This is a genomic window from Bifidobacterium sp. LH_426, from assembly GCF_056356875.1.
The window spans coordinates 1-26,375 of record NZ_JBKEVB010000002.1 but is presented as its reverse complement, the minus strand read 5'-3'; the positions used below and the strand labels follow the sequence as shown (position 1 = coordinate 26,375).

General features: G+C 66.3%; 23 protein-coding genes and 1 tRNA gene. 8 read left to right on the top strand and 16 right to left on the bottom strand.

Annotated elements, in window-relative coordinates; all coding sequences use genetic code 11:
- Nucleotides 1-62 precede the first annotated feature (62 nt).
- Both radA and AC1AYD_RS02500 read left to right on the top strand, forming a co-directional pair.
- On the top strand, nt 63-1,556 hold the full coding sequence (gene radA / locus AC1AYD_RS02505; RefSeq protein ID WP_476502887.1) for a DNA repair protein RadA: 1,494 nt from the start codon (nt 63-65) through the stop codon (nt 1,554-1,556).
- A complete protein-coding gene (locus AC1AYD_RS02500) occupies nt 1,553-2,323 on the top strand; it encodes a DUF1829 domain-containing protein (RefSeq protein WP_476502888.1) in 771 nt (256 codons plus the stop codon). The genes radA and AC1AYD_RS02500 overlap by 4 nt, the downstream gene beginning before the upstream one ends.
- Before the next feature lie 39 nt (nt 2,324-2,362).
- Here AC1AYD_RS02500 and ribF read toward each other — a convergent pair whose 3' ends face one another.
- Nucleotides 2,363-3,487, bottom strand: a complete 1,125-nt coding sequence (ribF, locus tag AC1AYD_RS02495; protein ID WP_476502889.1) for a bifunctional riboflavin kinase/FMN adenylyltransferase — start codon at nt 3,485-3,487, stop codon at nt 2,363-2,365.
- A 360-nt stretch (nt 3,488-3,847) separates the two neighbouring features.
- Here ribF and AC1AYD_RS02490 point away from each other — a divergent pair, with 360 nt between their 5' ends.
- The 4 genes from AC1AYD_RS02490 (at nt 3,848) to AC1AYD_RS02475 (ending at nt 8,329) form a co-directional block, all read left to right on the top strand.
- Complete coding sequence (locus tag AC1AYD_RS02490) at nt 3,848-4,879, top strand: hypothetical protein (RefSeq protein ID WP_476544638.1); 1,032 nt, start codon at nt 3,848-3,850, stop codon at nt 4,877-4,879.
- On the top strand, nt 4,876-6,273 hold the full coding sequence (locus tag AC1AYD_RS02485) for a peptidoglycan-binding protein (protein ID WP_476502891.1): 1,398 nt from the start codon (nt 4,876-4,878) through the stop codon (nt 6,271-6,273). Before AC1AYD_RS02490 ends, AC1AYD_RS02485 begins: the two co-directional genes overlap by 4 nt.
- A 17-nt stretch (nt 6,274-6,290) precedes the next feature.
- Complete coding sequence (locus AC1AYD_RS02480) at nt 6,291-6,995, top strand: ABC transporter ATP-binding protein (protein WP_476544637.1); 705 nt, start codon at nt 6,291-6,293, stop codon at nt 6,993-6,995.
- A gap of 62 nt (nt 6,996-7,057) precedes the next feature.
- Nucleotides 7,058-8,329 carry an ABC transporter permease gene (locus AC1AYD_RS02475; RefSeq protein WP_476502893.1) on the top strand — a complete coding sequence of 424 codons (1,272 nt, stop codon included), beginning with the start codon at nt 7,058-7,060 and terminating at the stop codon, nt 8,327-8,329.
- Between the two features lie 55 nt (nt 8,330-8,384).
- Here the strand turns inward: AC1AYD_RS02475 and AC1AYD_RS02470 are convergent, their stop codons facing one another.
- From AC1AYD_RS02470 to nusA, 4 genes are all read right to left on the bottom strand, one after another.
- On the bottom strand, nt 8,385-9,731 hold the full coding sequence (locus AC1AYD_RS02470; protein WP_476502894.1) for a tRNA pseudouridine synthase B: 1,347 nt from the start codon (nt 9,729-9,731) through the stop codon (nt 8,385-8,387).
- A 54-nt stretch (nt 9,732-9,785) separates the two neighbouring features.
- Entirely contained in the window at nt 9,786-10,325 is a 540-nt protein-coding gene (rbfA, locus tag AC1AYD_RS02465) for a 30S ribosome-binding factor RbfA (RefSeq protein ID WP_476502895.1), read from the bottom strand.
- A 225-nt stretch (nt 10,326-10,550) separates the two neighbouring features.
- Nucleotides 10,551-13,568 carry a translation initiation factor IF-2 gene (gene infB, locus AC1AYD_RS02460; protein ID WP_476502896.1) on the bottom strand — a complete coding sequence of 1,006 codons (3,018 nt, stop codon included), beginning with the start codon at nt 13,566-13,568 and terminating at the stop codon, nt 10,551-10,553.
- A 183-nt stretch (nt 13,569-13,751) separates the two neighbouring features.
- Nucleotides 13,752-14,855, bottom strand: a complete 1,104-nt coding sequence (nusA, locus tag AC1AYD_RS02455; RefSeq protein WP_476502897.1) for a transcription termination factor NusA — start codon at nt 14,853-14,855, stop codon at nt 13,752-13,754.
- A 78-nt stretch (nt 14,856-14,933) separates the two neighbouring features.
- On the opposite strand from nusA, the gene AC1AYD_RS02450 reads away from it, so the two are divergent.
- The gene (locus AC1AYD_RS02450; RefSeq protein ID WP_476502898.1) at nt 14,934-16,037 is read left to right on the top strand and encodes a hypothetical protein; all 1,104 of its coding nucleotides are present in this window, start codon (nt 14,934-14,936) and stop codon (nt 16,035-16,037) included.
- 268 nt (nt 16,038-16,305) lie between these two features.
- Here the strand turns inward: AC1AYD_RS02450 and AC1AYD_RS02445 are convergent.
- The 3 genes from AC1AYD_RS02445 to AC1AYD_RS02435 all read right to left on the bottom strand — a co-directional run bounded on the left by AC1AYD_RS02445 (nt 16,306) and on the right by AC1AYD_RS02435 (nt 19,531).
- Nucleotides 16,306-16,391: transfer RNA gene (locus AC1AYD_RS02445), tRNA-Ser, on the bottom strand.
- Between the two features lie 83 nt (nt 16,392-16,474).
- Nucleotides 16,475-17,275: a transglutaminase family protein gene (locus AC1AYD_RS02440; RefSeq protein ID WP_476502899.1), complete on the bottom strand. Its 801-nt coding sequence runs from the start codon at nt 17,273-17,275 to the stop codon at nt 16,475-16,477.
- Nucleotides 17,276-17,347: 72 nt separating this feature from the next.
- Nucleotides 17,348-19,531, bottom strand: coding sequence for a circularly permuted type 2 ATP-grasp protein (locus AC1AYD_RS02435; RefSeq protein WP_476544636.1), 2,184 nt, complete (start codon nt 19,529-19,531; stop codon nt 17,348-17,350).
- Nucleotides 19,532-19,729: 198 nt separating this feature from the next.
- Here AC1AYD_RS02435 and AC1AYD_RS02430 point away from each other — a divergent pair, with 198 nt between their 5' ends.
- Nucleotides 19,730-20,671 carry a tRNA pseudouridine synthase A gene (locus AC1AYD_RS02430; RefSeq protein ID WP_476502942.1) on the top strand — a complete coding sequence of 314 codons (942 nt, stop codon included), beginning with the start codon at nt 19,730-19,732 and terminating at the stop codon, nt 20,669-20,671.
- A gap of 353 nt (nt 20,672-21,024) precedes the next feature.
- Here AC1AYD_RS02430 and rplQ read toward each other — a convergent pair whose 3' ends face one another.
- The 8 genes from rplQ to secY all read right to left on the bottom strand — a co-directional run bounded on the left by rplQ (nt 21,025) and on the right by secY (nt 26,151).
- Entirely contained in the window at nt 21,025-21,528 is a 504-nt protein-coding gene (rplQ, locus tag AC1AYD_RS02425) for a 50S ribosomal protein L17 (protein ID WP_101622008.1), read from the bottom strand.
- A gap of 90 nt (nt 21,529-21,618) precedes the next feature.
- Nucleotides 21,619-22,617 (bottom strand): DNA-directed RNA polymerase subunit alpha, encoded by a 999-nt coding sequence (locus AC1AYD_RS02420; RefSeq protein ID WP_476502901.1) that lies wholly within the window; start codon nt 22,615-22,617, stop codon nt 21,619-21,621.
- A 79-nt stretch (nt 22,618-22,696) separates the two neighbouring features.
- Nucleotides 22,697-23,098 (bottom strand): 30S ribosomal protein S11, encoded by a 402-nt coding sequence (gene rpsK / locus AC1AYD_RS02415; RefSeq protein WP_034527262.1) that lies wholly within the window; start codon nt 23,096-23,098, stop codon nt 22,697-22,699.
- A 90-nt stretch (nt 23,099-23,188) separates the two neighbouring features.
- Nucleotides 23,189-23,566: a 30S ribosomal protein S13 gene (gene rpsM, locus AC1AYD_RS02410; protein WP_034527264.1), complete on the bottom strand. Its 378-nt coding sequence runs from the start codon at nt 23,564-23,566 to the stop codon at nt 23,189-23,191.
- 149 nt (nt 23,567-23,715) lie between these two features.
- The gene (gene rpmJ, locus AC1AYD_RS02405; RefSeq protein ID WP_003814578.1) at nt 23,716-23,829 is read right to left on the bottom strand and encodes a 50S ribosomal protein L36; all 114 of its coding nucleotides are present in this window, start codon (nt 23,827-23,829) and stop codon (nt 23,716-23,718) included.
- 20 nt (nt 23,830-23,849) lie between these two features.
- Nucleotides 23,850-24,068 carry a translation initiation factor IF-1 gene (gene infA / locus AC1AYD_RS02400; RefSeq protein WP_004268611.1) on the bottom strand — a complete coding sequence of 73 codons (219 nt, stop codon included), beginning with the start codon at nt 24,066-24,068 and terminating at the stop codon, nt 23,850-23,852.
- 157 nt (nt 24,069-24,225) lie between these two features.
- Entirely contained in the window at nt 24,226-24,792 is a 567-nt protein-coding gene (locus AC1AYD_RS02395; RefSeq protein WP_476502902.1) for an adenylate kinase, read from the bottom strand.
- A 24-nt stretch (nt 24,793-24,816) separates the two neighbouring features.
- Nucleotides 24,817-26,151, bottom strand: coding sequence for a preprotein translocase subunit SecY (gene secY / locus AC1AYD_RS02390; RefSeq protein WP_476502903.1), 1,335 nt, complete (start codon nt 26,149-26,151; stop codon nt 24,817-24,819).
- Nucleotides 26,152-26,375 lie beyond the last annotated feature (224 nt).

Here is a 26,375-nt window from a genome sequence, read left to right as displayed (position 1 = left end):
GGGAGCGGAAGGAAAACGGTACGTATGCACCGATTCGCGGATCGCGTGCGTATCGTCGAGGCATGGCGAAGACGAATGTGCAGTACCTGTGCTCGGAATGTGGCTGGACGGGCACGAAATGGTATGGGAAATGCCCCGAATGTGGCCAGTGGGGCACGGTGGACGAGTTCCACGAGGCCCGGCCGGCGGCCGCGCGGCGCAGCGGCGGCTCGGGTGCGGCCGGCGGTGCCGGCGTGGGTCGCGGCGCGGCGGGCGGCGGGCGCGTCGGGCATACGCAGGCCTCGGTGGTGGCGGAATCGGCGGCGGTGCCGATCACCGAGGTCGGCACGGACGACGTCACGCGCATCCCGACGGGATTCTCCGAGTTCGACCGGGTGCTGGGCGGCGGCATCGTGCCGGGGTCGGTGGTGCTGATCGCCGGCGAGCCGGGCATCGGCAAGTCGACGCTGCTGTTGGAGACGGCGGGTAACATCGCGCGCGCCCATGCGGCGGCGGGCGGCAAGGTGCTGTACATGTCGGGCGAGGAGTCGCAGGGGCAGGTGCGTCTACGCGCGACGCGTATCGACGCGGTGGAGCCGAACCTGCTGCTCGCCGCCACCACCGATCTGGGCACGGTACTGGGTCTGATCGAGCGTGAGCGGCCGACGTTGGCGATCGTCGATTCGGCGCAGACGATCGTCTCGCAGGACGTGGATGGCATTTCGGGCGGTTCCACGCAGGTGCGCGAGGTGGCGAGCGCGCTGATCGACGTGGCGAAGACGCTGGACGTGCCGGTGCTGCTGGTCGGCCATGTCACGAAGGACGGTTCGATCGCTGGTCCGCGCACGTTGGAGCATCTGGTGGATGTGGTGTGCCAGTTCGAGGGCGACAGCGAGACGGCGCTGCGCATGCTGCGCGCGGTGAAGAACCGTTTCGGCCCGACGGACGAGGTGGGCTGCTTCGACATGAGCGGCGAAGGCATCGAGGAGGTGACCGATCCGGCCGGGTTGTTCCTGTCGGGCGGCGGCGATTCGGGCGACGGTACTGACGGAGATGGCGGCGCAGGCGATGACGCCCCTTCCCCAGTGGAGGGCACGTGCGTGACGTTCACGTTGGATGGCCACCGGTCGTTGCCGATCGAGATCCAGTCGCTGGTCACGAATTCGGTGCTGCCGACGCCGCGCCGCGCGGTGAACGGCGTGGATTCGAACCGCATCGCGATGCTCGTGGCCGTGCTGTACCGGCATGGTCACGTGAACCTGCTGCAGAACGACCTGTATATCTCGACGATCGCGGGCGGACTCGCGAAGGAACCGGCGTGCGATTTGGCGATCGTGGCCGCGTTGGCGAGCGCGGCGAAGCATGCGCCAATCCCCCGCACCACGTGTGCGATCGGCGAGATCTCCCTAACCGGTCAGGTGCGTCCGGCGCCGCGATTGGAATACCGCCTGCGCGAGGCGGCTCGTCTGGGCTTCACGACGGCCGTGGTGCCGCGCATGCGCAAACGCGTCGAGATCCCCGGCCTCACCATAGTCCAGGTCGCCACCCTCAAATCCGCCTTGGGGGTCCTGCTATGACCGTCATCAATGCCGAAACCCTCGTCGAGGAGTATGGAGAATGGCTGGCACGTGAATCCTCCTTCCGCATGCTCGGCGATTGGCAGGAAATCACGCTGCCGTTCCTCGACCGTTCTAACGACGACCTGTGTTTCTACGCCAAGACCGATGGCCCTTCCATCAGTTTCACCGATGACGGCTATACGCTCGAGGCGTTCCATCAGAACGGCATCACACTCACCGAAACACGACGAGGGCGTGTGGAACGCATCGCCCGCAAATACGGTGCCCGCATCGAATCGAACGGCAGCGTCACTCTGTCCTCAGACGAGGGGCGCGCCGACGCGTTGAACCGGTATGTTCAGGCCTTGAACGGCATCGGTGCCGTCATGGAGGCGTCCCAGCGTCGTGTCTCCGAGTATTTCGCCGAGGATGTCGCCACTGAACTCACCGATTGCGGGGTGTACTACACGGAGAACGTGCAGGTGCGTGGCATATCCGGTTACGATGTGAATTTCGATTTTCTGTTCCAGCGTAGTGCCAATCACCCCACACGGTTCTGTCAGGCTCCCAACCGATTGGATAAGACCACCATGCAGAGCATCATGTTCGGTTGGAACGACACCGTAGGAGACCCGCAACGGCAGGATTCCAAACTCATCGTCATCGGTGACGACCGGAACGGCGATTTACGGGATGGGGCCGTACAGGCGTTCCGTAACTACGGGGTGAGTGTCATCGCCTATTCGGAGCTACGGAAACGAGCCCCCATCGAGCTGGCGGCATAGGCGTATGCCCTATGCCGCCTGCGCGAACCTGCGAGCGTGTCAGGCGGTGAGGCGCTTGGTCTCTTCGACGTTGCGGGCGAGTTCGGCCTTCAGGGCGTCGACGCCGTCGAACTTGACCTGCGGGCGCAGGAAGCCGGCGAATTCGACGCGCACCTTGTGGCCGTAGAGTTCCAGCCAGTCGTCGGTGATCGCGTACGCTTCGACCACACGCTCGTTGAGGCCGGTCTTCTCGCTGAACGTGGGCTTCGTGCCGATGGAGATGGCGGCGGGCCAGCGCTTGTCGCCATCCACGAGCCAGCCGGCGTACACGCCGTCGACCGGCAGGTAGCCGATCACGTCGTCGCCGAGGTTCGCGGTCGGGAAGCCGATGGTGCGGCCGCGCTCCTCGCCGTGCACGACCTCGCCGACCACGCTGTGCAGGCGGCCGAGGATCGCGTTCGCATCCTTGATGCGGCCGTGGCCGAGCAGGTAGCGCACGTTCGTGGAGCTCCACGCGCGCGCCAGCTTCGCCTGATGCTTCTTGCTCCACGCGCGGCGTTCCGCCTTGGTCGCGTTCGCGAACGGGTCGGCCGGCTCGCCCCATTCGGCGGGCATTTCCGGCTTCCAGTCGCGCGGGATGCGCACGTCGCCGGGGCCGCGGTCGTCGACCACATCGAGTTCGAACACGCCGGCGCCGGCGGCCAGGTTCGAGATGGCCTTCACGTCGCCCTTGCGGCCCGCGCCCATCGCCGCGTCGGAGCCGAGCACGAGCGTACGCATACCGATTTTGCCGACCAGTCGGCCGAGGAAGAAGATGTACGATTTCGCGGCGAACGCGAGCGTGTAGCGCACGACAAGCACGTGTTCGACGCCCGCCTGCTCCAGATAGGCGAGACGGTCGTCCACGCCGCTCAGCGCGTTCGCGTCGATGACGTCCGCACCCGGCTCCTCGCCGTCGTGCGCGGCGGCCCAGCCGTGCACGAACGCGGGACGCGGGTCGAACAGGATGACGATGGAGAACGCGTCATGCTTGCGCGCGAGTTCGACCACGCGGTCGACCACGGCCTGATGCCCCCGGTGCATGCCGTCGAACGCGCCGACCGTGACGACCGATCGCTTGTCGTTGTCGAAGGACGGCCACTCGACGTCGCCGGTCTCGTCAGGGGTCAGATAGGTGATGTCCATTGCGCTCCTCATACTCGTCGCCGCGGTGATGACCGCCGTGATGCCCACGGCGCCGCCCGCGGCGCTATCCGCGACCGATCGCGGCCCGATTTCGCCGCGACCACTCTAGCAAACGCCGACGAAGTGGCCTCACGGCAGGCTCCGCGGCGCCACATGGCGCAGTCGTTCATCCTCCAAACGACTTCGCCCAACCCGCCCTAGATTTGTCCCCCCCCCCGCACGTTTCGATATCATCGGAAACGAAACGAAGCTGCGCGCTTTCGTGTTCGAAGTCAATGACGACGCCGGTGCGGGTCATCATCGGGAGACAATCGCTAAGGGGAATCGATGGACTGGATCGTAAAATCGTCGGCATTGATCATGACGATGCTGTTGCTCTGCACGGGGTGCGGGCAGAGCGGCGCAGCCGGCGACGGGCTGACTGCAGAAGACATTTACGGTCAGAACGGCGGATCGTCGTCACAGTCGCAGTCCGGAGGCAAATCCAGCAGCGAATCCGACGGCGCGAACGACGATGCCAACGACACCGGTACCGGCCAGACCGCCGACCTCAAAACCGGATCGCCGTTCGACCAGTACTTCCTGCAGGGCGACAAGAAGGACACGGTGAATCAGGCCCTTGTGATGATGAACACCGCATGCATGGCGGAACGCGGCTATCGTTACGAAGACACGGGTGGCATGGAGGCCGCGACCGACGATCCCGAGGCGATGTACGCGCCGCAGTGGGGCCCGCTGACCGCCGCATGGGCGCGCAAGTACGGCTACGCCCCGCAATACGACAAGCTCTACAAGTCCACCAAGAACACACAGAAGAACACACAGAAGAACACACAGAAGAACACGAACACGCAACAGTCCCCGAACGGCACCTCCCTCAAAGGCCCTTCCTCCTCCGGCTATGTCAAGGCGCTGGCGAATCCGGACGGCACCGGCTGCGACAATCAGAACACCACCGCCCTGGGATACAACGACGAATGGTTCGCCCAAATCGGCACCTACGACACGGCCCGGCGCAACGCCGATGAGAACGCCCTGCAGGATTCCCGCGTGACCAAGGCGATCGGCGACTGGAAGACGTGCATGGACGGCAAAGGCTACGAATACAACGACCCGCGCGACATCGTCAAGCACTACACGAACGGCGCATCCGGAAACGGTTCGGCAGGCGGCGGCACGCACACCGTCACCGACGAGGAACGGAACATCGCCGTCGCCGATGCCGGCTGCAAGGCATCCAGCGGTCTGATGCGCACTGTGACCGACGTGACCTATGAGTACGAGTCGCAGGCCGTGCGTGACAACCAGGCGACGATGGACACCATCAAGCGCCTGTCGGATGCCATGTTCCTCAAGGCACAGGAGGAACTCGCCAAAGGTGACGGACAGTGAGCGTCACTCCCAAGAGCGGCAAACGCCGCATCGTCGAGCGTCTGCGCCGCCACTGGCTGGTATTGGTCGCCGCGATCTCCGTGGTCGCGGCGATCGTCGGCTTCGTGGCGGGCATGGCCATCAAATCGCCGCAGGATATCGCCGCGCATTCCGCCGCACCCACGCCATCGATCATTTCCGCGAAGGTGGAGCGGAAAGTGGTCAGCGACGTCATCGCCGTCCAAGGCACCGTCGAAGCCGAAAACACGGTTTCCGTCACCGGTTCCGGGCAGGGAGCGGCGACGAACGGAACCGGCGCCGTCGCATCGGGCACCGGCGCAGGCGCGCCCGACACCAATACGAACTCATCCGGCGATACCTCCTCCACCCAGCAGACCCCAAGCGCACCCGCCGCCACCGGTTCCCCGATCGTCACCGCACTGCCGCTCGCCAAAGGCGCGGCGGTCAACGACGGCACGATCGTGGCGGAGGTCTCCGGCCGACCGGTGTTCGCGTTCCGTGGTGCGCTGCCGGCCTGGCGCGATATGAAACCCGGTATGAAAGGCCCCGACGTCATACAGTTGCAGACCGGACTGACCGCGCTGGGACTGTTGGACGGCAGCGGCATCACTGGCTATTACGGTCCACTCACCAAGGCGGCGGTCGCACGGCTGTACGCCGATAACGGCTATGACGCGACGCAGGCCGACGGCGGCACCGGCGCCGACGACGAGTCGCTTCGGCAGGCGCGCGCCGCCGTGCGCGCAGCCGAAGCGGCGGCGTCCGGCGGCGACGCCACGTCACAGCAGGATCTCGCCGATGCCGAGGCCTCGCTGGAGGCGGTAGAGGCGCGTTCCGGCACGACGATGCCGCGCGCCGAAATCGTGTTCGTCCCGAACATGCCGGCGACGGTCGCCGACGTCACGTCACAAGTCGGCGGCGACGCGTCCGGCACGGTGCTGACGCTCGCCTCGTCCGCGCTGGTGGTGCACGCCACGTTGGATTCCGCGCAGACGGACGGACTCGTGCCGGGTACGAGCGCCATCGTGGAGACCGGGACGGGCGATGGATTGCCGTGCAAGGTCGGCGGCATCGTCCACACGGACGCGACGATCGTCACCGTGAACTGCGACCAGCCGCTTGACGCCGCGCTGTCGGGACGACAGGTGACGGTGCGTCTGACACGCGCCACCACGGGTGACGCCGTGCTCGCCGTGCCGATCGGCGCGCTCACCACCGCGACGGATGGCGGCGACGCGGTCATCAAGGTCACGGGCGGCGGGAGCGGCGAGGAGGATAAGCTCGCGCGCGTGCCGGTGAAGGTCGGTGTGCAGGCGAACGGGTACGTGCAGGTCACGCCGACGCATGCGAAGGACCTGCGCGCAGGCGACCGCGTGGCGGTAGGCGGACGATGACGGGAGCAGTGACGCCGATGGATGATACGAGAGTCCTGCCGGAACCGGTCATCGAACTCGAACACGTCGACCGGGAGTATGGCGGCGCGGTGCCCGTCCACGCGCTACGCGACGTGACCCTGACAATCCACGAGGGCGAGTTCGCGGCGATTGTCGGCGAATCGGGATCCGGCAAATCGACGCTGTTGAACATCATCGGCCTGTTGGACGCGCCCACGCGGGGCGTCTACCGGTTCGAGGGGCGTGACGTGAGTGCGATGGACGCCGCGGAATCGGCGTATCTGCGCGCCTCACGCATCGGATTCATCTTCCAGGCGTTCCATCTCATCGCCGCTCGCAGCGTGCTGGACAATGTCGCGATGGCGGGACTGTACGGCGGCGTGCCGCGCGACGTGCGACGCAGTCGCGCGTTGGAATCGTTGGAACGTGTGGGATTGGGGAGCAAGGCGCAGTCGTTGCCCCGCGATCTGTCCGGCGGCGAGCAGCAGCGCGTCGCGATCGCGCGCGCGATCTGCGGCAGACCGCGGCTGATTCTATGCGACGAGCCGACCGGCAATCTCGATTCCAAACGCGCCGAGTCGATCATGCGTCTGTTCGCGCAGCTGCATGACGACGGCATGACGGTGGTGATGGTGACGCACAACGAGCGGCAGACGCGGTTCGCCGACCGTGTGTTCCGTACGGAGGACGGCGTGGTTCGGGAAGAGCGGTGCGCATCATGAGGCCATGGTTCAAGTCGAGTTCCGCGTCGCGGGCGAAATCACGCGCGACATCGCGTATCACGATGTCCGATTTCATCTACGAAGTGGTGTCATCACTGTCCGGACGCCCGTCGCGCACACTGATGACGCTGGTCGGTACCGTGCTGGGTATCGCGGCGTTCATCGGCATCATCGGGCTGACGCAAAGCGCGAATGGCCAGATCAGTGAAGGCTTCGACGAGCTGGAGGCGACCACCGTGCACATCACGGACAAGCCGGGTGCCGGAGACGGTGATAACGCAGCCGGGGATAGCGAGACCGGCGACACAGCCGGCTTGGTGCCGGGCTTGGGATTTCCGCTGGATTCCGGCAAACGCATGGAACGGCTCAATGGCGTCGAATCGGCGACGCTGTTCTGGCGCGTATCGACCGGTTCGGGGGATGACGGCAGTCCGGCGGCGATACGCACATCACCGGCGTCGGCCATGGCGGCGGATGGTTCCAGTGGGCGGTCCTCGTTCCCCGTGTACGCCGCGGATACGGGGATCTTCGGCATCGGGGCCGGCATGAAGTCCGGCGTACCGTTCGACGCGGCGCATGTCCGGCATCGTTCACATGTGATCGTGCTGGGCACGAAGGCCGCACAGGCGCTTGGTATGGACGGCGATCCGACGACGCCGCGGTCCGTCTATATCGGCGACGAACCGTACACGGTGATCGGTGTCATGCGCGCGGTACCGGAGATTCCGCAACTGTCGACCGCAGGCGTCATTCCCGTCAGCACGGCGATCGGCATGTACGGCGCTCCCTCCGCGGATTCTCCGGCGGAGATGATGGTGCACACGCAACTGGGCGCGGCGCAACTCATCTCACGTCAGGCACCGTATGCGTTGCGGCCGGACGCCCCCGACCGATTCGTCGTGGATGCGCCACCGGACTGGTCGAAAGCGACCGGCGGCGTGAAATCATCGATGTCCGGCCTGTTGCTGGGATTGGCGGCGATGGCGCTGCTCATCGGATGCGTGGGCATCGCGAACGCGACGTTGACATCGATCTACGAGCGTATCCCGGAGATCGGATTGCGCCGGGCGTTGGGCGCACGTCCCGCCCATATCGCCGCCCAGGTGCTGGGCGAGACCGCGGTGCTCGGCGGCATCGGCGGTCTGCTCGGCATGAATCTCGGTTTGGCGGCGGTACTCGTCGTATGCGTGGCGCAATCATGGACGGCCGTCATCGACCCGCTGCTGCTCGCATTGGGTCCCGCGCTCGGCATACTGACAGGCGTGCTCGCGGGTCTCTATCCCGCGTGGAAGGCGTCGCGCATCAGCCCGGTCGCCGCGTTGCAGCATCTGTGACGGACGACGTGGCGGACGGCATTCGGCCGCCACGCTGTCCGTCGTCTCCCGCCGCTCACGCCGCCGGGAAGACGACGGCGGGCTTGGCCTGGGTGCGGTTGGCGCGTTCGATGATGGCGGCCACGTCGGCGGGGGCGATGGCACCGGCCGCGTCATCGCGCGTTTCTGCCACGATGGCGGCGTAGTGGACGCCTTTCTCCAGTTCGCGGTCGATGCGGCGGCCGAATCGCAGTTCACGCGCCTCGTCGGCGGTGATGGCGACGACCGGCATCGCGCCGCGCGCCGCGTCGGCCATGCCGACGGCACGCGCGCGCAGCCAGTCGCCGCGCGCGTCGCCGGACAGTCCGGCGGGCGTATCGAGCACGCAACGGTTGCGCGTGACGGTCTCGCCGTCGCGGTTCGTGAACGTCTTCGGCTCGGCGTGCGCGGCGATCACCTGCATCGCAGCGGGCGCGGTTTCGCCGGTTCCGGTCGTATCATCGCCGATTCCGGCGTCCGTGACGGCCGGGAGGACGGTCACCTGCGCGAGACCGGAATGGTCGTCGGACAGCGCGAACCGGCCGACGCGCGTGCGGCGCAGGCGGGTGAGGTACCCGCCGACGCCGAGCGCCTCACCGAGGTCGCGGGCGAGCGCGCGAATGTACGTGCCGGACGAGCAGCTCACACGCACGTCCACGTCGATGACGGGGACGACGGCTTCCGTCTGTTCGACTTCGGAGCCGCCCTCGGGACCACCCTCAGTCGGCTGCGCCGACAGCTCCCGCCAGCGGGAGCGGGACGTGGAGTCAGTTTGCAGCGGGGAAGTGGGGTCGCTTGTGCTTGCGACGCCTTCGCGTGTGGCGAGCACGGCGAACTCGGCGATGTGGACGGGACGCGCCTTCAGGGCGACGTCCTTGCCGGCGCGCGCGAGATCGTAGGCGCGTTGACCGTCGATCTTGATCGCGGAGAACGTGTTCGGAATCTGTTCGATGTCGCCGGTGAACCGTTCGGCGATCGTCGATGCGATGACGGCGCGGAGACGGGCGGCGTTCGTGGCGTCGTCATCCGACGCGTCCGGACGACCACCCTCAGTCGGCTGCGCCGACAGCTCCCGCCAGCGGGAGCGCAGGGAGGCGGTGTCGGGCGGGATGATGTCGCCTTCGGCGTCGTCGGTGGTGGTGGCGAGGCCGAGGCGGATCGTCGCCTCATACGTCTTGTCGTGTTCGACGATGTACTGCAGGAGGCGCGTGGCGCGGCCGAACCCGATGACCAGCATGCCGGTGGCCATCGGGTCGAGCGTGCCGGCGTGCCCGACCTTCTTCGTGTGCAGCGCGGCGCGCACGGCCGCGACCGCGTCGAAGCTGGTCACGCCCTTCGGCTTGTCGACGATCAGCAGGCCGTCGGCGCATGTGGTGGTGGTCATCGGCATTCTGGGCACCTCCGCAGGTCTCGTTCCCTCAAAGAGAGGCGATCGTCGTCATTCGGCGTCGTTCGCGGTGACGTCGAAATCGTCCATGTCGTCGAAATCGTCGTCGGAATCCGCATCGTCGTCGAAGCCATCCGCCTCGGTGTCGGCGTCTTCCGGCTCGTCGTGCTTGTACGGGTCGGCGTCGCCCGCGTACTGGGCGGTGGCGCGCGCCTTGGCGAGCTCCTCGTCGCGCTTGCGCGCGATGGCGAGGATGTCCTCGATCTCGTGGGCCTCGCCCGGCACCTCGTCGAACACGAACTGGAGCTGCGGGGTGAGGCGCAGGCCGGCCTTGTGGCCGACGAGCTTGCGCAGATGGCCCTTCGCCTGGTCGAGGGCCTGCTGGGCGCGCTTGCGTTCGCCCGCCTCCTTGCCCTCGTGGCCGTACTGCGTCCAGTAGACCTTGGCGATCTGCAGATCGTTGGTCACGCGCACGTCGGTGATGGTGATGTTCGTCAGTCGCTTGTCATGCAGCTCGCGTTCGATGGAGGACGCGATGACGCGCTGGATCAGGGCCGCGATGCGCGCGGCGCGGGGATTCGTTCCTGCCATGAAAGTCCTTTCGATGATTCGCTCCCGCATCCGGGGAAGGGGAGCCCCATACAGTTTGCTCCCCCTGTCAGGGGGAGCTGTCGTCGTAGACGACTGAGGGGGTCACGCGGCCTCATCCGGTCGCGCCCTGCAACCCCCTCAGCCTCACTTCGTTCGGCAGCTCCCCCTGACAGGGGGAGCATGAAAACCGCCGCCTCCGCTTCCCGCGGAGGCGACCATTGTGCGCTACTTGCGCTCGACCTCGCGCATCTCGAAGGTCTCGATGATGTCGCCGAGCTCGATGTCGTTGAAGGTGCCGAGGTTGATACCCGCCTCGTAGCCTTCCTTGACGGACTGCACGTCGTCCTTGAAACGACGCAGCGAGGAGATCTCCAGGTCGTTGACCGTGGCGACGCCGTTGCGCAGGATACGGCACTTCGTACCGCGCTTGACCTCGCCGTCCTGCACCATGACGCCGGCGATGTTGCCGAACTTGGAGGAGCGGAAGATCTCGCGGATCTCGGAATGGGAGGTGACGACCTCCTCGTATTCCGGCTTGAGCATGCCCTTGAGGGCCGCCTCGATGTCCTCGATGGCGCGGTAGATGACCGAGTAGTACTTGATCTCCACGCCCTCGCGGTCGGCGAGGTCCTGCACCTGACGGTTCGGACGCACGTTGAAGCCGATGATGACGGCCTTGTCGACCGTGGCGAGATTGACGTCGTTCTGGGTGATCGCGCCGACGCCGCGGTGGATGACCTGGATGCCGACCTCGTCGGACACCTCGATCTTCATCAGGGAGTCCTCGAGCGCCTCGACGGAGCCGGAGGAGTCGCCCTTGATGACGATGTTGAGCATGTCCACCTCGGACTTGGCGAACTGCTCCTTCAGGGACTCGAGGGAGACGATCTTGCGGCGCTTCGCGAGCTGCGCGGCACGCTCGGTGGCCTGGCGCTTCTCGGCGATCTGACGCGCGGTGCGGTCGTCCGGGGCGACGAGGAACAGGTCGCCTGCGGTCGGCACGGAGGTCAGGCCCAGCACCTGGACCGGCGTGGACGGGGTGGCCTCCTTCATGTGCTTGCCGTTCTCGTCGAGCATGGCGCGCACGCGGCCGTACGAAGTGCCGGCCACGATCGCGTCGCCGATGTGCAGGGTGCCCTGCTGGACGAGCACGGTCGCCACGGCGCCGCGGCCCTTGTCGAGTCGCGCCTCGATGGTGGCGCCGCGGGCGTCCATATCCGGGTTGGCCCTGAGGTCGAGGTCCGCGTCGGCGGTGAGCAGCACCGCTTCGAGGAGCTTGTCGACGTTGATGTTCTGCTTGGCGGAGATGTCGACGAACATGGTGTCGCCGCCGTACTCCTCCGGCACGAGGCCGAACTCGGTGAGCTGGCCGCGCACCTTGTCCGGGTTCGCGCCCGGCTTGTCGATCTTGTTGACGGCCACGACGATCGGCACGTGGGCGGCCTTCGCGTGGTTGATGGCCTCGACGGTCTGCGGCATGACGCCGTCATCCGCGGCCACGACGATGATCGCCACGTCGGTGATTTCCGCACCGCGGGCACGCATGGCGGTGAACGCCTCGTGGCCCGGGGTATCGAGGAACGTGATCTTGCGCTTCTCGCCGTCCAGCTCGACCGTCACCTGGTAGGCGCCGATGCGCTGGGTGATGCCGCCGGCCTCGCCCTCAATGACGTTGGTCTTGCGGATCGTGTCGAGCAGTCGGGTCTTACCGTGGTCGACATGGCCCATGACGGTGACGACCGGCGGACGCGGCTTCAGATCCTCGTCCTCCTGCAGCTCCTCCTCGTCCAGGTTGATGTCGAACTGCTGGAGCAGCTCCTTGTCCTCCTCCTCGGCGGAGACGATCTGGATGTTCCAGCCGATCTCCTCGCCCAGGATCTGGAACGTGGACTCGTCGAGGGACTGCGTGGCCGTGGCCATCTCGCCGAGATGGAACATCACGGTGACGAGGGCCGCCGGATTGACGTTGATCTTCTCCGCGAGGTCCGCGAGGGAAGCGCCCTGGCGCAGGCGGATGGTCTGACCGTTGCCGCGCGGGATGCGCACGCCGCCGATGGTCGGCGCTTTGATCTCCTCGTACTCCCTGCGCTTCTGCAGACGGTTCTTACGCGCCTTGGAGCTCTTGCCGCCCTGACGGCCGAACGCGCCGGCCGCGCCGCCGCGACCGCGACCGCCGCCGCGCGCGGGACCGTTGCTCGGACCGCCGTTGTTCTGGAAGCCGCCGGTGCCGGTGCCGGAGCGGAAGCCGCCGCGGGCGCCGCCGCCCTGCGCACCGCCCTGACCCGGACGGTTGTGGCCCCACTGGCCCGGACGCGGAGCGCCGCCCTGCCCCGGACGACCGTTGCGGAAGCCGCCGCGGGCGCCGCCGCGACCACGACCGCCGCCGTTGCGGCTGTCGTTCACGGTCGGACGCGCCATCGGATGCGGACGCGGGATGTCACCGGGCGTAGGCGTGTGCATGCCCTGCTTGCGGCTGAACGGATTGTTGCCCGGACGCGGGCCCGGGGTGTGCGGACGCTGGCCGGCCTGACCCTGCTGGCCGCCGTGCTCCTGGCCGGGACGCGGAGCGCCCTGCTGGCCGCCGCGCGGCTGGTTGTTGCGCGGGCCCGGAGTCGGGGCGCCGGTCGGACGGCCCTGGCCGCCGCGACGCTCGCCGCCCGGACGCGGGGCGCCGGAACGGTTCTGGCCGGGGCGCTCACCGCGGCGCTCGCCACGATGTTCGCCGCGCTCGCCGCGATGCTGACCGCGATCGCCGCGCTCGCCGCGGGAGCCGGCGCCGGCCTGCGCGCCGCCCTGGCCGGGACGATGCTGGCCCGGGTGCGGGGCGGACGGACGCGCGCCCGGAACCGGACGCTGCTCGTGCTCGGCCGCGGCCGAAGCCGGGGTCGGCGCCGCCGGACGCGGGCCCGGAGTCGGCGCGGAGGACGTGTGGGAGGTGTGGGACGCCGCCGGGCCCGGAGTCGGGGCCGGAGACGGATGATGCTGGCCGGGACGCGGCGCGGACGGGGCCGCCGGACGCGCGCCCTTCGCGCCGTGCGAGCCGGCGCCGTTCTGACGGTTGCCGCCCTGGCCACCGTTGCCGCCCTGCTTCGCGAAGGCGGACTTGAGCTTGCGAGCCACCGGGGGCTCGACCGTGGAGGAGGCGGACTTGACGAACTCCCCCATATCCTTCAGCTTCTCCAGCGCGGTCTTGCTGTCGATGCCGAGTTCCTTGGCAATTTCATAAACGCGTGGTTTCGCCACTACTTGTTCTCCTATCCGTGACCACGCGCCTGCGCGGTCAAAACTTGAAGACGACGAGCCTGTTCATCGTGCGACCATGATCGTGTAATCCTCGTTCTTTGGCCGGGCATGCTTACGCCCGGCATACCGCATCAAGCATACTCAAAGCGCTGGATGTGGGCACGCCGGGCGCAAGCCTTCCGGTTACTTCGCTTCCGGGGCCGATTCCGGGGCGGAGGCGGCGTCGCCGGACGCCGCACCGGCAGCCTCGGCGGCCTCAGCGGCCTTCTCCGCGGCGACCTTCTTCGCGTGGGCCTCGGACGACTCGATGCCGATCTTCCAACCGGTAAGCTTGGCGGCCAGACGCGCGTTCTGGCCCTCCTTGCCGATGGCGAGCGACAGCTGGTCGTCATGGATGAACGCGATCGCGGTCTTGTTCTTCTCGCTGATCACCTGCACGCCGGTCGCGACGGCCGGGCTCAGCGCGGAGGCCACGAACTTCGCCGAATCGTCGGAGTAGTCGACGATGTCGATCTTCTCCGGTCCGAGGTTCTCCATGACGGCGCGCACGCGGGCGCCGCCGGGGCCGATCAGCGCACCCTTCGGGTTCACGCCGTCCGTGTTCGCCTTGACGGCAATCTTCGTACGGGCGCCGGCCTCACGCGCGATCGCCATGATCGACACGGCGCCGGAGACGAGCTCCGGGACCTCGCGCTCGAACAGCTTGCGCACGAGCTCCGGGTGGGAACGAGAGACGATGATCTCCGGGCCCTTCACGCCGCGGCCCACGTTCACCACGTACACGCGCAGACGCTGGCCGTGACGGTAGCGCTCGCCCGGCACCTGCTCGCGGCGGGGCAGGATCGCCTCGACATCGCCGACGGCGATGTGCACGTTGGACGGGTCCTTCACGTCCTGCTGGACGATGCCGGTGATGAGCTTGCCCTTCTGACCGGAGAACGCGCCGAACACGCGCTCGTCCTCGGCGCGGCGGAACAGCTGGGTGATGACCTGGCGCGCGGTGGCGGCGGCGAGACGGCCGAAGTCGCGCGGGGTGTCGTCGTACTCCTCGCCGAGCGTCGGTGCCGGGTGCGGGTCCTCCTCGGTGGGGGTGCCCGGAATCTCGTCGGCGGCCCACACGGTGAACGTGCCGGCGCGCTCGTCGAGTTCGACGCGCGCGTGCTTGGCCGGGTGCGAGGTCTTCATGTAGGCGAGGCGCAGCGCCTCGGCGAGGGCCGCGTCGAGCGCGGCCGGGTCGATTCCTTGCTCGGATGCGAGCTTGTGCATGCCTTGCAGGTCCAGTTCCATGTCGCAAGACCTCCCTTGAGTTCAGTTATATCGGCTCTTGGCCCATTTGGTCACAGTCGATGTTTACTCTACTGTTTTATGCAGACACTTCGAGATTCAGCCGTGGGCGCGCGGGGCACGGGCCCCGGCGCCGTCATCGCCCGTCTCGCCTCGCGCCGCAGGTCGCGTCCCCTATCGCATCCCACGTCATCGCGTCTCGTCTCGCGTCTCGCCGCATCCGTCGCCGTATGCGCATTCGTCGCGCCGCTGGCGGGATGCGCCACGCCGCATCTCGAAGCGCGCAACACGGACGCGACGAAACTCGGCGCCTGCGAAAGCGCCTACCTGACCGCGCAGGCCGGCACCGGCGGCGACGCCGGCACGGCCGACGCGCAGCCGACGATGATGCGTTACCTCAACGGCCTCGCGGCGACGGACGCGTGGCTCACCGTCGCCTCCGTCTGCACGTCGCGGTTCGCCGAAGGCGCGTTGCGCTCGGCGCAGGTCGCCTACCGCACCGAGACGCTCGGCGCGGCGCTCGGCGTCGCCTCGCCCACGCCGCCGACCGTCGACTACGGCGACGTCGTGCGGCTCGACGCGGGAGCCGACGCGTTGGCGGCGATGTCGCTGGCGGAGGACCGCGCCGGTTTCGCGCTCGAGGTGCTGGCGGCGCGCGGCGTCGACGACGCCACGCTCGCCGCCTCCGACAACCACAAGACCGCCGCCCAGCGCCTGTTCACGCTGTCCGGTGCGAGCCGGGACCCACGTCAGAAGGTGTACGCCGTCGACGAGCTTCTCGCGCATCCCGACACGATCGAGGATTCCGCGGCCGGCGTGACAGCGCCGACGGTGGCCGTCGTCGAGATGGACTGCGCCCGCGCCTACCTCGACGCGATCGGCGGCGTCGACGATGCGGATTCGTCCGATATCGCCGCCGAATCCGATACGTCCAACAGCACCGCCACCTACGATTCGACGACTGGTTCCACGACGGATGATTCCGGATCGGCCGCCGGCTCCGGCTCCGCGGAATCCGGCTCGGGCACCGCCGATTCGAGCGGCACCGGTTCGTCCGACGCCTCGGGCACGGCCTCGTCCCCGTCGCGCAAGACGCTCGCCTGGCTGGCCCGCATGGCCGCCGCCCGCGCCTGGCGTGCGATGGAGCTCGGCTACCCCTCCGCCGACTCCGCCCTCTTCCGCTGAGCAACGGCTCCTCGGCCCCCTCTACGGAACATCGCCTCCCTCTGACGAGGGAGGTGTCATCGCGAAGCGATGACGGAGGGAGAGAAGATGAGCGGCCGTAGGCCGCGGGAACATCGAATCGGCCTGCGGCCGATGCCGTATCTTCCGCGGCCTGCGGCCGCTGTCTCTCCCCCAGTCAGCCTTCGGCTGACAGCCCCCTCGTCAGAGGGGGCCAGAGAACGGCCGCATACGAAAAGGGCTTCGGGAATTCCCGAAGCCCTTGATATCGCGGATAAGGCGAGATTCGAACTCGCGGAGGGGTTCGCCCTCACACGCTTTCGAGGCGTGCTCCTTAGACCGCTCGGACACTTATCCAGTCGTCACGTAAAACGCAACCTGTTCATTATAAGCCTGTTCGTCCGATACGCAAATCACCGCGCGTCGCGCGCGACCCGCCGCTACAGCTCCTGCTCGTGGACGGAGGCGTTGACCCACTGGCTCTGCTGGACGTTGTATCCGGAGAAAATGCCAATGTCGAGCATGCAGTCGCGGTAGTCGCGGCCGTGGGCGATCGTGATGTAGTTGTCGTCGACCATGCGGTTGTGGGTCGGGTCGAGGCCGATCCACCGGCCGTTGTGATAGATCTCCACCCACGCGTGCGTCGCGCCCTCGCCGCCCAGCAGGCCCGCGATGTAGCGCGCGATCAGCCCGCAGTGGCGCGCCACGGAGAGCATCACGTGCGCGTAGTCCTGGCACACGCCCTTGCGCTGCGCCAACGCCTGCTCGGCGGTCGTGCGGATCGTCGTGGATCCGGGCGTGTAGACGAACGCGCGGAACACCTCGTCCATGATCTCGCGCGCCTTGTCGATCGGCGAGGCGCTGTCCGGCAGGGCGGCGAGACGCCCGCGGCAAATCGCCGTCAGCGCCTCGACCGCGGGCCCCGGGATCGTCAGCGCGGAGTCGAACCGGTAGAGCGGCTTGTAGATCTCCGGCTTGATGTGCTCGTTGTCGACGAACGCGATGCCGGTCACCTTGTAGTTGAACACGTCGTGCGGCTCGGGGATGTACCCGGTCTTCACGACCGAATCGAACGAGTCGATGGTGGTCTCCAACTCCACGTCCGGTTCGATGTCGATCTCCACGTCCACGACCTGCTGGCGCGGGCCGGTGGCGGGGATGCACCGCAACTGGAACCGGTGGTCGGTGACGGGTGAGCTGAAGCTGAGCTTCATCTCATAATCAAACACCAGTTTTTTCATGCTTCAGGCTCCGGGAAAGTGGACGGCATAGGAACGACATACTGTCTTCCAACTTTACCAGTGTGACCCAGGTCACGGCCTGCGCGCGTCCATGTTCATCGAGCTCAGCGAGCTGCCGTCCTTGATGTCGCCGTGGATGGACCGCCGGCCGAAGTCGCTGAGGAACTCCTGCAGGCGCCCGTTGAGCTCCGGGTAGCCGCGCTGCGGCAGCTGGCCGAGCAGCCAGCTCACGCCCTCGGCGAAGCACTGCGGCAGCGGCATGCCGTCGAGCGCGTGCGCGTAGGTCTCCAGCTTGCGCAGCGGCGCCTCCATCTCCGCCATCGGCATGCCGAAGCGCGTGTACAGGTCGATGCGTTCGATGTACTTGCCGATGAAGATGAACGCCTTGAGCGTCATGTCCGCCGCCGAGTTCTCGATGCCGCCCCAGAAGGCGAGCATGTCGTCGGCCACGTCGCGCTGCGTGTAGATGTCCTCCGCGCTGGCGGAGCGTTCGGCCGCGTCGGTGATGTTCGTCATCGCGAGCTCCACGTACTGCAGCAGACGCGACGACAGTTCCGGACGCAGGATGACCGCGTTGTTGAACGCGGCGACGATCGCGGAGCGCACCGAATCCGGGTTCGTGCCGTCATAGAGGAACGAGTGGATGAACGTGTCGAAGTCCTCGAAATCCTCCGGCAGGTCGAGCGCGCGGGCGAACGGACGGAACGCGTCCGGGTTCTCGTCCATCACGCGGTCGTAGAACGGGAAGAACTGGACGAGCGTGGTGAACGCGCGTTCGGTGTAGCGGCCGAGCCAGTACAGGTTGTCGGCCTTGGATGCGGTGACGAGCTGGAGCGAGTGCTTGCGCGCATGCGGCATGAGGCTCACCGATTCGATCTCGGCGCCGCGCGCGAAGTCCTTGCTGCCGTCGGACGGGGCGAGCACCCACGTGTCCTTGAAGCCGCCGCCCTGCGAGGAGTTGACGATCATCTGGCCAGGCACGGACGAGTAGCGGGTCAGGCCGGAATACCACACGTGCGTGTTCTGGCCGGTCACGACGAACGCGCGCAGGTCGCACTTGCGCGGGCTCCGCTCCCCCGTCGCCGGGTCGACCACGTCGATGTCGCGGAACTGGATGATCTCCTGCGCGATGAACCGGCGCGGGTCGGTCTTGATCTTGTCGGCCAGCTCCTCGCGCTTCGCCTTGTCGAGGTCGCGGCCGAAGACCACGCCGTAGCCGCCTGCCTCGGCTACGTCCTTGATGACGAGCTCGCCCATGCGGTCGAGGACCTCCTTGCGGTCCTTCTCGAACATCGGCATGTAGGTGGGCGCGTTGTGCAGGATCGGCTCCTCGTTGAGGTAGTACTTGATCATGCGCGGCACGAAGTAGTAGATGGCCTTGTCGTCGGCGGCACCGTTGCCCGGCGCGTTGACGATCGCCACGTTGCCGGCGCGGTAGGCGGACAGGAGTCCCGGCACGCCGATCACCGAATCCGGGTTGAACGCGAACGGGTCGAGGAAGTCGTCGGCGAGTCGGCGGTAGACGACGCCGACGCGATGGCGGCTGCCCGCGTAGTCGAGGAAGAACAGTTTGTTCTCGACGACTTCGAGGTCCTCGGGGAAAGCGAGTGTCGCGCCGGTCTTCTCCGCCAGATACGCGTGCTCGAAGAACGCGGAGTTGTAGCGTCCCGGCGTGAGCACCACGGCGATGCCCTCGGTGGAGACGAAGTCCATCGACTTGCGCAGCAGGCGCGGGTAGTCGCGGTTGTCGCGCACGTGAATCTCGCGGAACAGTCGCGGATTCGTGCGTCGTTCGATGTCGCGGGCGAACAGCGGGTAGCTGGCGCCGGACGGGATGCGCAGATTGTCCTCGAGCACCCACCAGCGGCCGTCCTCGCCCTGCACGAGATCCTCGCCGGCGATGTGCGCGAACACGCCGCCGGGAGGCGTCACGCCGTTGACCTGCGGGTAGTAGCCGGCGGACGTGTACACGAACTCCTCGGGCACGACGCCGTCGTGGATGATCCGCTTCTCCGAATAGATGTCCCTGAGGTAGGCGTTCAGCGCGTTGACGCGCTGCTTCAGGCCCGCCTCCAGCTCGTCGAACTCGTCGGATTCGATGACGCGCGGAATCGGGTCGTAGGGGAACAGACGGTCCTTGTACACGCCGTCCTTGTACACGCCGAACCGCACGCCGTTGCGGCTCAGTTCGCGGTTGATCTCCTCACGTCGCGCCACCAGTTCCGCCGCAAGCCTGCTCGCCGCCGATTCAATCATCGTGCCACTTTCCTTGTGATGGGTCTTGTCTTTCGTACCCGACTCACCGTAGGAAGACCCGGTTTCGGCAAACGCGCGCCAATGTTACGAACACGTCACCGCCGCATCGTCGCAATCATCACAATCGTCGCATCATCGCGTCACTGCATCGCCGCACCATCACCGCCGCATCGGCGCTGAACCGTATACTCGTTGGCTATGACACGACTGCGCATCGACCTGGCATACGACGGCGGCGGCTTCTACGGATGGGCCACGCAACCGGACATCCGCACCGTGCAGGGCACCATCGAGGCGGCGCTGCACAAGCTGCTGCGCGTGCCCGAACACGACCCGGACGAGCCGCTTCGTCTCGTCGTCGCCGGACGCACCGACACGGGCGTCCACGCGAGCCATCAGGTCTGTCATCTCGACATCGCGGAATCGACGCTGGAACGCGCCGTCGGGCACATGAAGGTGCCGGCGGCCACCGCGCTGGAGCATCGTCTGCAACGTCTTCTGCCGATGGACATCGCGATCCATCGCGTGTCCGTCGCGCCGGACGGCTTCGACGCACGGTTCTCGGCGCTGGAACGCACGTACGTGTACCGGATCGCCGACCGCGCGAGCGAGGTGGACCCGCGTCTGCGCGGCTGCGTGCTGCACATCGACGACACGCTCGACCTGGACGCGATGAACCGGGCGGCGGCGATGACGCTGGGACTCCATGATTTCGGTTCGTTCGCGACGCCGAATCCGGGAGGCACGACGATTCGCGAGGTGAAGCGCGCCGCGTGGACGCGCGTCCCGTCGCGCCCGCTGGTACCGGCGCGCGACGACGTCGCGACGCACGGTACCGGCGACGACGCGACGATCGGGTACGTGACGCCGACGCTGGAGTCGGGACTGGTGTGCTTCACGATCGTCGCGGACGCGTTCGCGCGCAACATGGTGCGATCGCTCGTCAACGCATGCGTCGCGGTGGGCATCGGCAAACGCGATCTGGACTGGTTCGCCGGCAAAATGGCCGTGCCGAAGCGCGAGGGATCGACGGGACCGATCGCGCCGCAGGGACTCACGCTGGAACACGTCGCCTACCCGCCCGACGACGAACTCGCCTCCCGCGCCGAAGCGATCCGCGCCGTCCGCACGTTGCCGTAACGCTTCCCCGCGACTCACTTCCCCACTTCTCCACAACCCACCTTTTCACAACCCACTCCTCCACAACCCACCATCCCATCACTCACCTCCCCATAGCGCCCTCTCTCCCATGGTGCGGCAACACACTTTCTCCACAACGGCGGAATTCCGCCATTTTCGCCTACCGCACCATGGGTGTTTTACCGCACCATGGGAGGTTGAGTGGGTGATGAGTGGGGTGGATAGGTGGGATAGGTGGGGTGGATAGGTGGGATGGAAGAGGAGGAAGGGGAATTGGGTGGGTATGCGAAAGGGGTCGGGAACCCTGGTGGATTCCCGACCCCTTGTATCGCGAGTCAGCTGACGCTAACGGCTCACTCGGCCTGCTCGGCCGGAGCCTCGGTGGCCTCGGCGGCGGTCTCGGCCGGAGCCTCAACCGGAGCCTCGGCAGCCGGAGCCTCGGTCTCGGCGGACTTGGCGGCGGCTTCGGCTTCCTTCACGACGGCCTGCTTCTTGCTCACCGGCTCGGTGACGAGCTCGATGATGGCGGCGGGCGCGTTGTCGCCCTTGCGCGGGGCGATCTTCACGATGCGGGTGTAGCCACCCTCACGCTGCTCCATCTGCTCGGCGATCTGGGTGAACAGCACGTGCACGACGGACTTGTTGCGGATGACGCGCATCACGCGACGGCGGGAGTGCAGATCACCGCGCTTGGCGAAGGTGATCAGGCGCTCGGCCAGCGGACGAAGGCGCTTGGCCTTCGGCAGCGTGGTGACGATGCGGCCGTTCTGGAACAGGCTGGTGGCCATGTTCGCGAGCATCAGGCGCTCGTGCGCCGGGCTGGAGGCCAGACGCGGGCCCTTCTTGGGTGTGGGCATAGTAACTCCTTATGTCAGGCCGGTTCAGGTGGGCAGTGGCCCGAACATCCGAACCGGTCGGACGGTTGGTCGAATGCGGCTAACGGGTTCTCACTCGTCTTCAGGCGAGAAGAAGGTGCCGCCTTCGAGATTGTTGGCATCGAAGCCACCCAGCGGGGAGGCCTTGAGGGACATGCCCAGAGACTGGAGCTTCTCCTTGACCTCGTCGATGGACTTCATGCCGAAATTGCGGATATCGAGCAGATCCTGCTCAGTGTGGGAGACCAGCTCGCCGATGGTGTGGATACCCTCGCGCTTCAGGCAGTTGTAGCTGCGCTGGGTGAGGTTGAGATCCTCGATCGGCACGGCGAGTTCGGGGTTGGACTCCTCCGCCACCGGGGCGGGGCCGACCTCGACGCCTTCGGCCTGGGTGTTGAGCTCACGGCACAGGCCGAACAGCTCCACCAGGGTGGAACCGGCGGAAGCCACCGCGTCGCGCGGGGAGATGGCCGGCTTGGTCTCCACGTCCAGGATGAGCTTATCGAAGTCCGTGCGCTGTTCCACACGGGTCGCCTCGACCTTGTAGCTCACCTTGAGCACCGGGGAGTAGATGGAATCGACCGGGATGCGACCGATTTCGTCATTGTCCTGCTTGTTCATCGCAGCCGGCACGTAGCCACGGCCACGCTCGACGGTGAACTCGATCTCGAGCTCGCCGTCCTCCGCGAGGGTGGCGATGTGCATGGTCGGGTTCGCGATGGTCACGCCCGCCGGCGGAGTGATGTCACCGGCGGTGACCTCGCCCTTGCCGCTCTTGCGCAGGTACATCACGACGGGCTCGTCGTACTCGCTGGTGAGCACGATGCCCTTGATGTTGAGCAGGATCTCAGTCACGTCCTCCTGGACGCCCGGCAGCGTGGTGAACTCATGCAGGGCACCGGAGATACGCACCGAAGTCACAGCGGCTCCCGGAATCGAGCTCAGCAGGGTGCGGCGCAGCGAGTTGCCAAGCGTGTAGCCGAAGCCCGGCTCGAGCGGCTCGATGGTGAAGCGGGAGCGCTGGGGGTTCAGCGATTCCTCGGTAAGAGTCGGACGCTGTGCAATAAGCACTGTGGTATCCTTTCAGCTTTTGGCCGGTGGTGCACTCACCGGGCCAACAGCGGGTTGGATGAATATTGTCTAGTAGTGCTCAGACGCGACGACGCTTCGGAGGACGAACGCCGTTGTGCGCTTGCGGGGTGACGTCGGTGATGGAACCGACCTCGAGACCAGCGGACTGCAGGGAACGGATGGCGGTCTCACGACCGGAACCCGGGCCCTTCACGAACACATCGACCTTCTTGACGCCGTGCTCCATCGCCTTGCGGGCGGCGGACTCGGCGGCCATGCCGGCAGCGTACGGCGTGGACTTACGGGAGCCCTTGAAGCCGACGTCACCACCGGACGCCCAGGACACAACCGCGCCGGACGGATCGGTGATCGAGATGATCGTGTTGTTGAAAGTGGACTTGATGTGAGCCTGGCCCACCGGGATCGACTTGCGATCGCGGCGACGAGCGGGCTTACGAGCGGCTTGCTTAGGCGCTGCCATTGACCCTCGTTTCCTAGTAACGAACTTGTTTGCTTGGGGTTGCGGCTCGGGCGATGGGTGTCACCCCGTGGCCCGTGCCAATGCCACCTATTACTTGGTGGCCTTCTTCTTTCCGGCGACCGTGCGCTTCGGGCCCTTGCGGGTGCGGGCGTTGGTCTTGGTGCGCTGGCCGCGCACAGGAAGTCCCCTGCGGTGACGCTGGCCCTGGTAGCAGTTGATCTGAATCTTGCGACGGATGTCCGCGTCGATTTCACGACGCAGATCGCCCTCGATCTTGTAGTTGGCCTCGAGGTAGTCACGCAGCGTGATCAGCTGCTCGTCGGTGAGATCCTTGACGCGGATGTCCGGGTTGATACCGGTCGCGGCAAGCGTTTCCTTCGCACGAGTACGGCCCACACCGAAGATGTAGGTGAGGGCGATCTCGATGCGCTTCTCATTGGGGATGTCGACTCCGGCAAGACGTGCCATTGCGATTCCTTCTGGTTGACGTAGGTCTTGCACCCACTCGTCCGGCTGTCCGGCACGGGCCTACGTACCCGTGGTTCAGTGTCGTTCCCTTGCGGGAAGCACTGTGAGTGAGCGCCTGATTTTCAATTGTGCCGCTGGAGAATCTGCTCTCAGCCCTGACGCTGCTTGTGGCGGGGGTTGGTGCAGATCACCATGACGCGGCCGTGACGACGGATCACGCGGCAGTTCTCGCAGATCCTCTTCACACTAGGGCTGACCTTCATGGTTATCCTTTGCTTGTACCTTACTTGTAACGGTACGTAATGCGACCGCGGTTGAGATCGTACGGGCTCATCTCGAGCACGACGCGGTCCTGCGGGAGGATGCGGATGTAGTTCTTCCGCATCTTGCCGGAGATGGTGGCCAGCACGATGTGCTTGTTTTCGAGTTCAACGCGGAACATCGCGTTGGGCAGCGCTTCGACCACCCGACCTTCGACTTCAATCACACCGTCTTTTGCCATGAGCTCCCGGCTTCCGTTTCGTTGGTTGCATTACATTGACGTATCCGAAGACACACCAATCTACTAGGATAGCGAAGAGCCGGACGAAATCGACACTCGGCGTGTCATTTCGTCCGGCTCTTCCGTCGTGTGGTATACGCGCGCTATGCCGCTACACTCAGCGGGCGTCGAGCGCGGCGACGATGTTCTTCTGGATCTCGTCGATCTCGCCGACGCCGTCGATGGCGACCAGCTGGCCACGGGACTTGTAGGTGTCCAGCAGCGGGGCGGTCTCCTTCGCGTAGGTGGCGAGGCGCTTGGCGATGGCCTCCGGATTGTCGTCGGTGCGGCCCTGCTCCTCGGCGCGCTTGGCGATGCGCTGCATGAGCACGTCGTGGTCGGCATCGAGCGCGACCACCGCGTCGAGCGGGGTGCCGAGCTCGGCGAGGATGGCGTCGAGCGCCTCGACCTGGGAGGCGTTGCGCGGGTAGCCGTCGAGGATCCAGCCGTTCTTGGCGTCGTCCTGGGCGAGGCGGTCCTTGACAATCGAGTTGGTCAGCTCGTCCGGCACGAGTTCGCCCTTGTCGGTGTACTCGATGACCTTGAGGCCCAGCGGGGTCTTGCCCTTGATGTTGGCGCGGAAGATGTCGCCGGTGGAGATGGCGGGGATGCCGTAGTGCTCGGCGAGCAGCGCGGCCTGGGTGCCCTTGCCGACGCCCTGCGGGCCCATGATGAGAAGACGCATGTCGTTGCTCCTTGTCTTGTTGGCTCAGTTTTCCTTGTGGTCGATGTCTTCGAGCAGGAATCCGGCGTACTGGAACTGCTCGGTCTGGGCCTTGGCCTGGCGCAGGGTGTCGAGGCCGACACCCGCGATGATCAGGATCGTCGTGCCGCCGAACGGCAGCTGCGTGTTGAGGCCGAGGGCCATGATGAGGACGGTCGGGATGAGCGCGACGAACAACAGGTAGACGGCGCCCACCGTGTTGAGGCGGTTCATCACGTAGCTCAGGTAGCGGCTGGTCGCGTTGCCGGCGCGGATGCCGGGGATGAAGCCGCCGTACTGCTTCATGTTGTCGGCGGTCTCGTCCGGGTTGAACGTGATCTCCGTGTAGAAGAAGCAGAAGAACACGATCATCAGCGCGTACAGCGCGATGTACCACACGCTGGTGGTGTTCGCCAGGTTGGCGTTGATCCACTTGACCCAGCTCTGGTCGGTCTTGCCGAACTGCGCGATGAGCGTCGGGATGGCGAGGATCGAGGAGGCGAAGATCGGCGGGATGACGCCGGACATGTTGATCTTGAGCGGCAGGTAGGTGGAGGAGCCGCCGTACATCTTGCGGCCGATCATGCGGCGCGTGTACTGCACGGGGATGCGGCGCTGGCACAGCTCGACGAAGTCGACGAAGATGAGGATGACGACGAGGACGGACACGACGATGCCGAACTTGGTCCAGTCGCCGTCGGTGCCGTTGGTGCCCCAGCCGATCTCCCACAGCTGCGGCAGGAAGCCGGAGCAGATGGACATGAAGATGAGGACGGACATGCCCTGGCCGATGCCCTTGTCGGTGATGAGCTCGGCCATCCACATGATCAGGCCGGTGCCGCCGGTCATGATGAGGACCATCACCACGAGGTTCCACACCGAACCGTCGGGGATGACCTGGGAGCAGGCGTAGTTGAACAGCGCGCCGGAGCGGGCGGTGACGAGGATCGTGGTGGACTGCAGCACGGCCAGACCGATGGTGAGGTATCGGGTGTACTGCGTCAGCTTCGCCTCGCCGGACTGGCCCTCCTTGTGCAGGGCCTCGAAGCGCGGGATGACGACGCGCAGCAGCTGCACGACGATGGACGCGGTGATGTACGGCATGACGCCCAGCGCGAAGATCGACAGCTGCAGCATGGCGCCGCCGGAGAACAGGTTCACCAGTCCGATGAAGTTCTCCTGGCTGCCCTGCAGGGGCGCCACGCACTTCTGCACGACGGTGTAGTCCACGCCCGGGGTCGGGATGAACGAACCGATGCGGTAGATGATGATGATGAACAGGACGAAGAGGATCTTCTTCCTCAGCTCCTTCGTCTTCAGGGCCTGAATTAACGTCCTCACCTGAAATCCTCCCATGCGCCCAAGGCGCTACAGCTATGCTCATGTGTTCGTGTTTTGAACGCTAACGCACGAGCATATCGTATCGTGCCTACTTAGCGCTAACAATGCGTCGTGTATTGTCTCGGGGCATAGTTGACGCATGTCTTGGGGCATGGTTGACGGGGTCTCCTGGGGCATGGTTTACATGTGTGTTGGGGCATCGTTGGCACCGGGTACGGGTTTGC

Excerpts from the sequence above, each read along its gene's own strand:
- radA (WP_476502887.1), top strand. The coding sequence starts at position 63 with ATGGCGAAGACGAATGTGCAGTACCTGTGCTCGGAATGTGGCTGGACG.
- rplQ (WP_101622008.1), bottom strand. The coding sequence starts at position 21,528 with ATGCCCACACCCAAGAAGGGCCCGCGTCTGGCCTCCAGCCCGGCGCAC.
- AC1AYD_RS02470 (WP_476502894.1), bottom strand. The coding sequence starts at position 9,731 with ATGACCACCACCACATGCGCCGACGGCCTGCTGATCGTCGACAAGCCG.
- ribF (WP_476502889.1), bottom strand. The coding sequence starts at position 3,487 with ATGGACATCACCTATCTGACCCCTGACGAGACCGGCGACGTCGAGTGG.
- rpmJ (WP_003814578.1), bottom strand. The coding sequence starts at position 23,829 with ATGAAGGTCAGCCCTAGTGTGAAGAGGATCTGCGAGAACTGCCGCGTG.
- rbfA (WP_476502895.1), bottom strand. The coding sequence starts at position 10,325 with ATGGCAGGAACGAATCCCCGCGCCGCGCGCATCGCGGCCCTGATCCAG.
- AC1AYD_RS02430 (WP_476502942.1), top strand. The coding sequence starts at position 19,730 with ATGACACGACTGCGCATCGACCTGGCATACGACGGCGGCGGCTTCTAC.
- AC1AYD_RS02435 (WP_476544636.1), bottom strand. The coding sequence starts at position 19,531 with ATGATTGAATCGGCGGCGAGCAGGCTTGCGGCGGAACTGGTGGCGCGA.
- AC1AYD_RS02475 (WP_476502893.1), top strand. The coding sequence starts at position 7,058 with ATGTCCGATTTCATCTACGAAGTGGTGTCATCACTGTCCGGACGCCCG.
- nusA (WP_476502897.1), bottom strand. The coding sequence starts at position 14,855 with ATGGAACTGGACCTGCAAGGCATGCACAAGCTCGCATCCGAGCAAGGA.
- AC1AYD_RS02440 (WP_476502899.1), bottom strand. The coding sequence starts at position 17,275 with ATGAAAAAACTGGTGTTTGATTATGAGATGAAGCTCAGCTTCAGCTCA.
- AC1AYD_RS02490 (WP_476544638.1), top strand. The coding sequence starts at position 3,848 with ATGACGATGCTGTTGCTCTGCACGGGGTGCGGGCAGAGCGGCGCAGCC.
- AC1AYD_RS02450 (WP_476502898.1), top strand. The coding sequence starts at position 14,934 with ATGCAGACACTTCGAGATTCAGCCGTGGGCGCGCGGGGCACGGGCCCC.
- AC1AYD_RS02480 (WP_476544637.1), top strand. The coding sequence starts at position 6,291 with ATGGATGATACGAGAGTCCTGCCGGAACCGGTCATCGAACTCGAACAC.
- rpsK (WP_034527262.1), bottom strand. The coding sequence starts at position 23,098 with ATGGCAGCGCCTAAGCAAGCCGCTCGTAAGCCCGCTCGTCGCCGCGAT.
- AC1AYD_RS02395 (WP_476502902.1), bottom strand. The coding sequence starts at position 24,792 with ATGCGTCTTCTCATCATGGGCCCGCAGGGCGTCGGCAAGGGCACCCAG.
- rpsM (WP_034527264.1), bottom strand. The coding sequence starts at position 23,566 with ATGGCACGTCTTGCCGGAGTCGACATCCCCAATGAGAAGCGCATCGAG.
- AC1AYD_RS02500 (WP_476502888.1), top strand. The coding sequence starts at position 1,553 with ATGACCGTCATCAATGCCGAAACCCTCGTCGAGGAGTATGGAGAATGG.
- infA (WP_004268611.1), bottom strand. The coding sequence starts at position 24,068 with ATGGCAAAAGACGGTGTGATTGAAGTCGAAGGTCGGGTGGTCGAAGCG.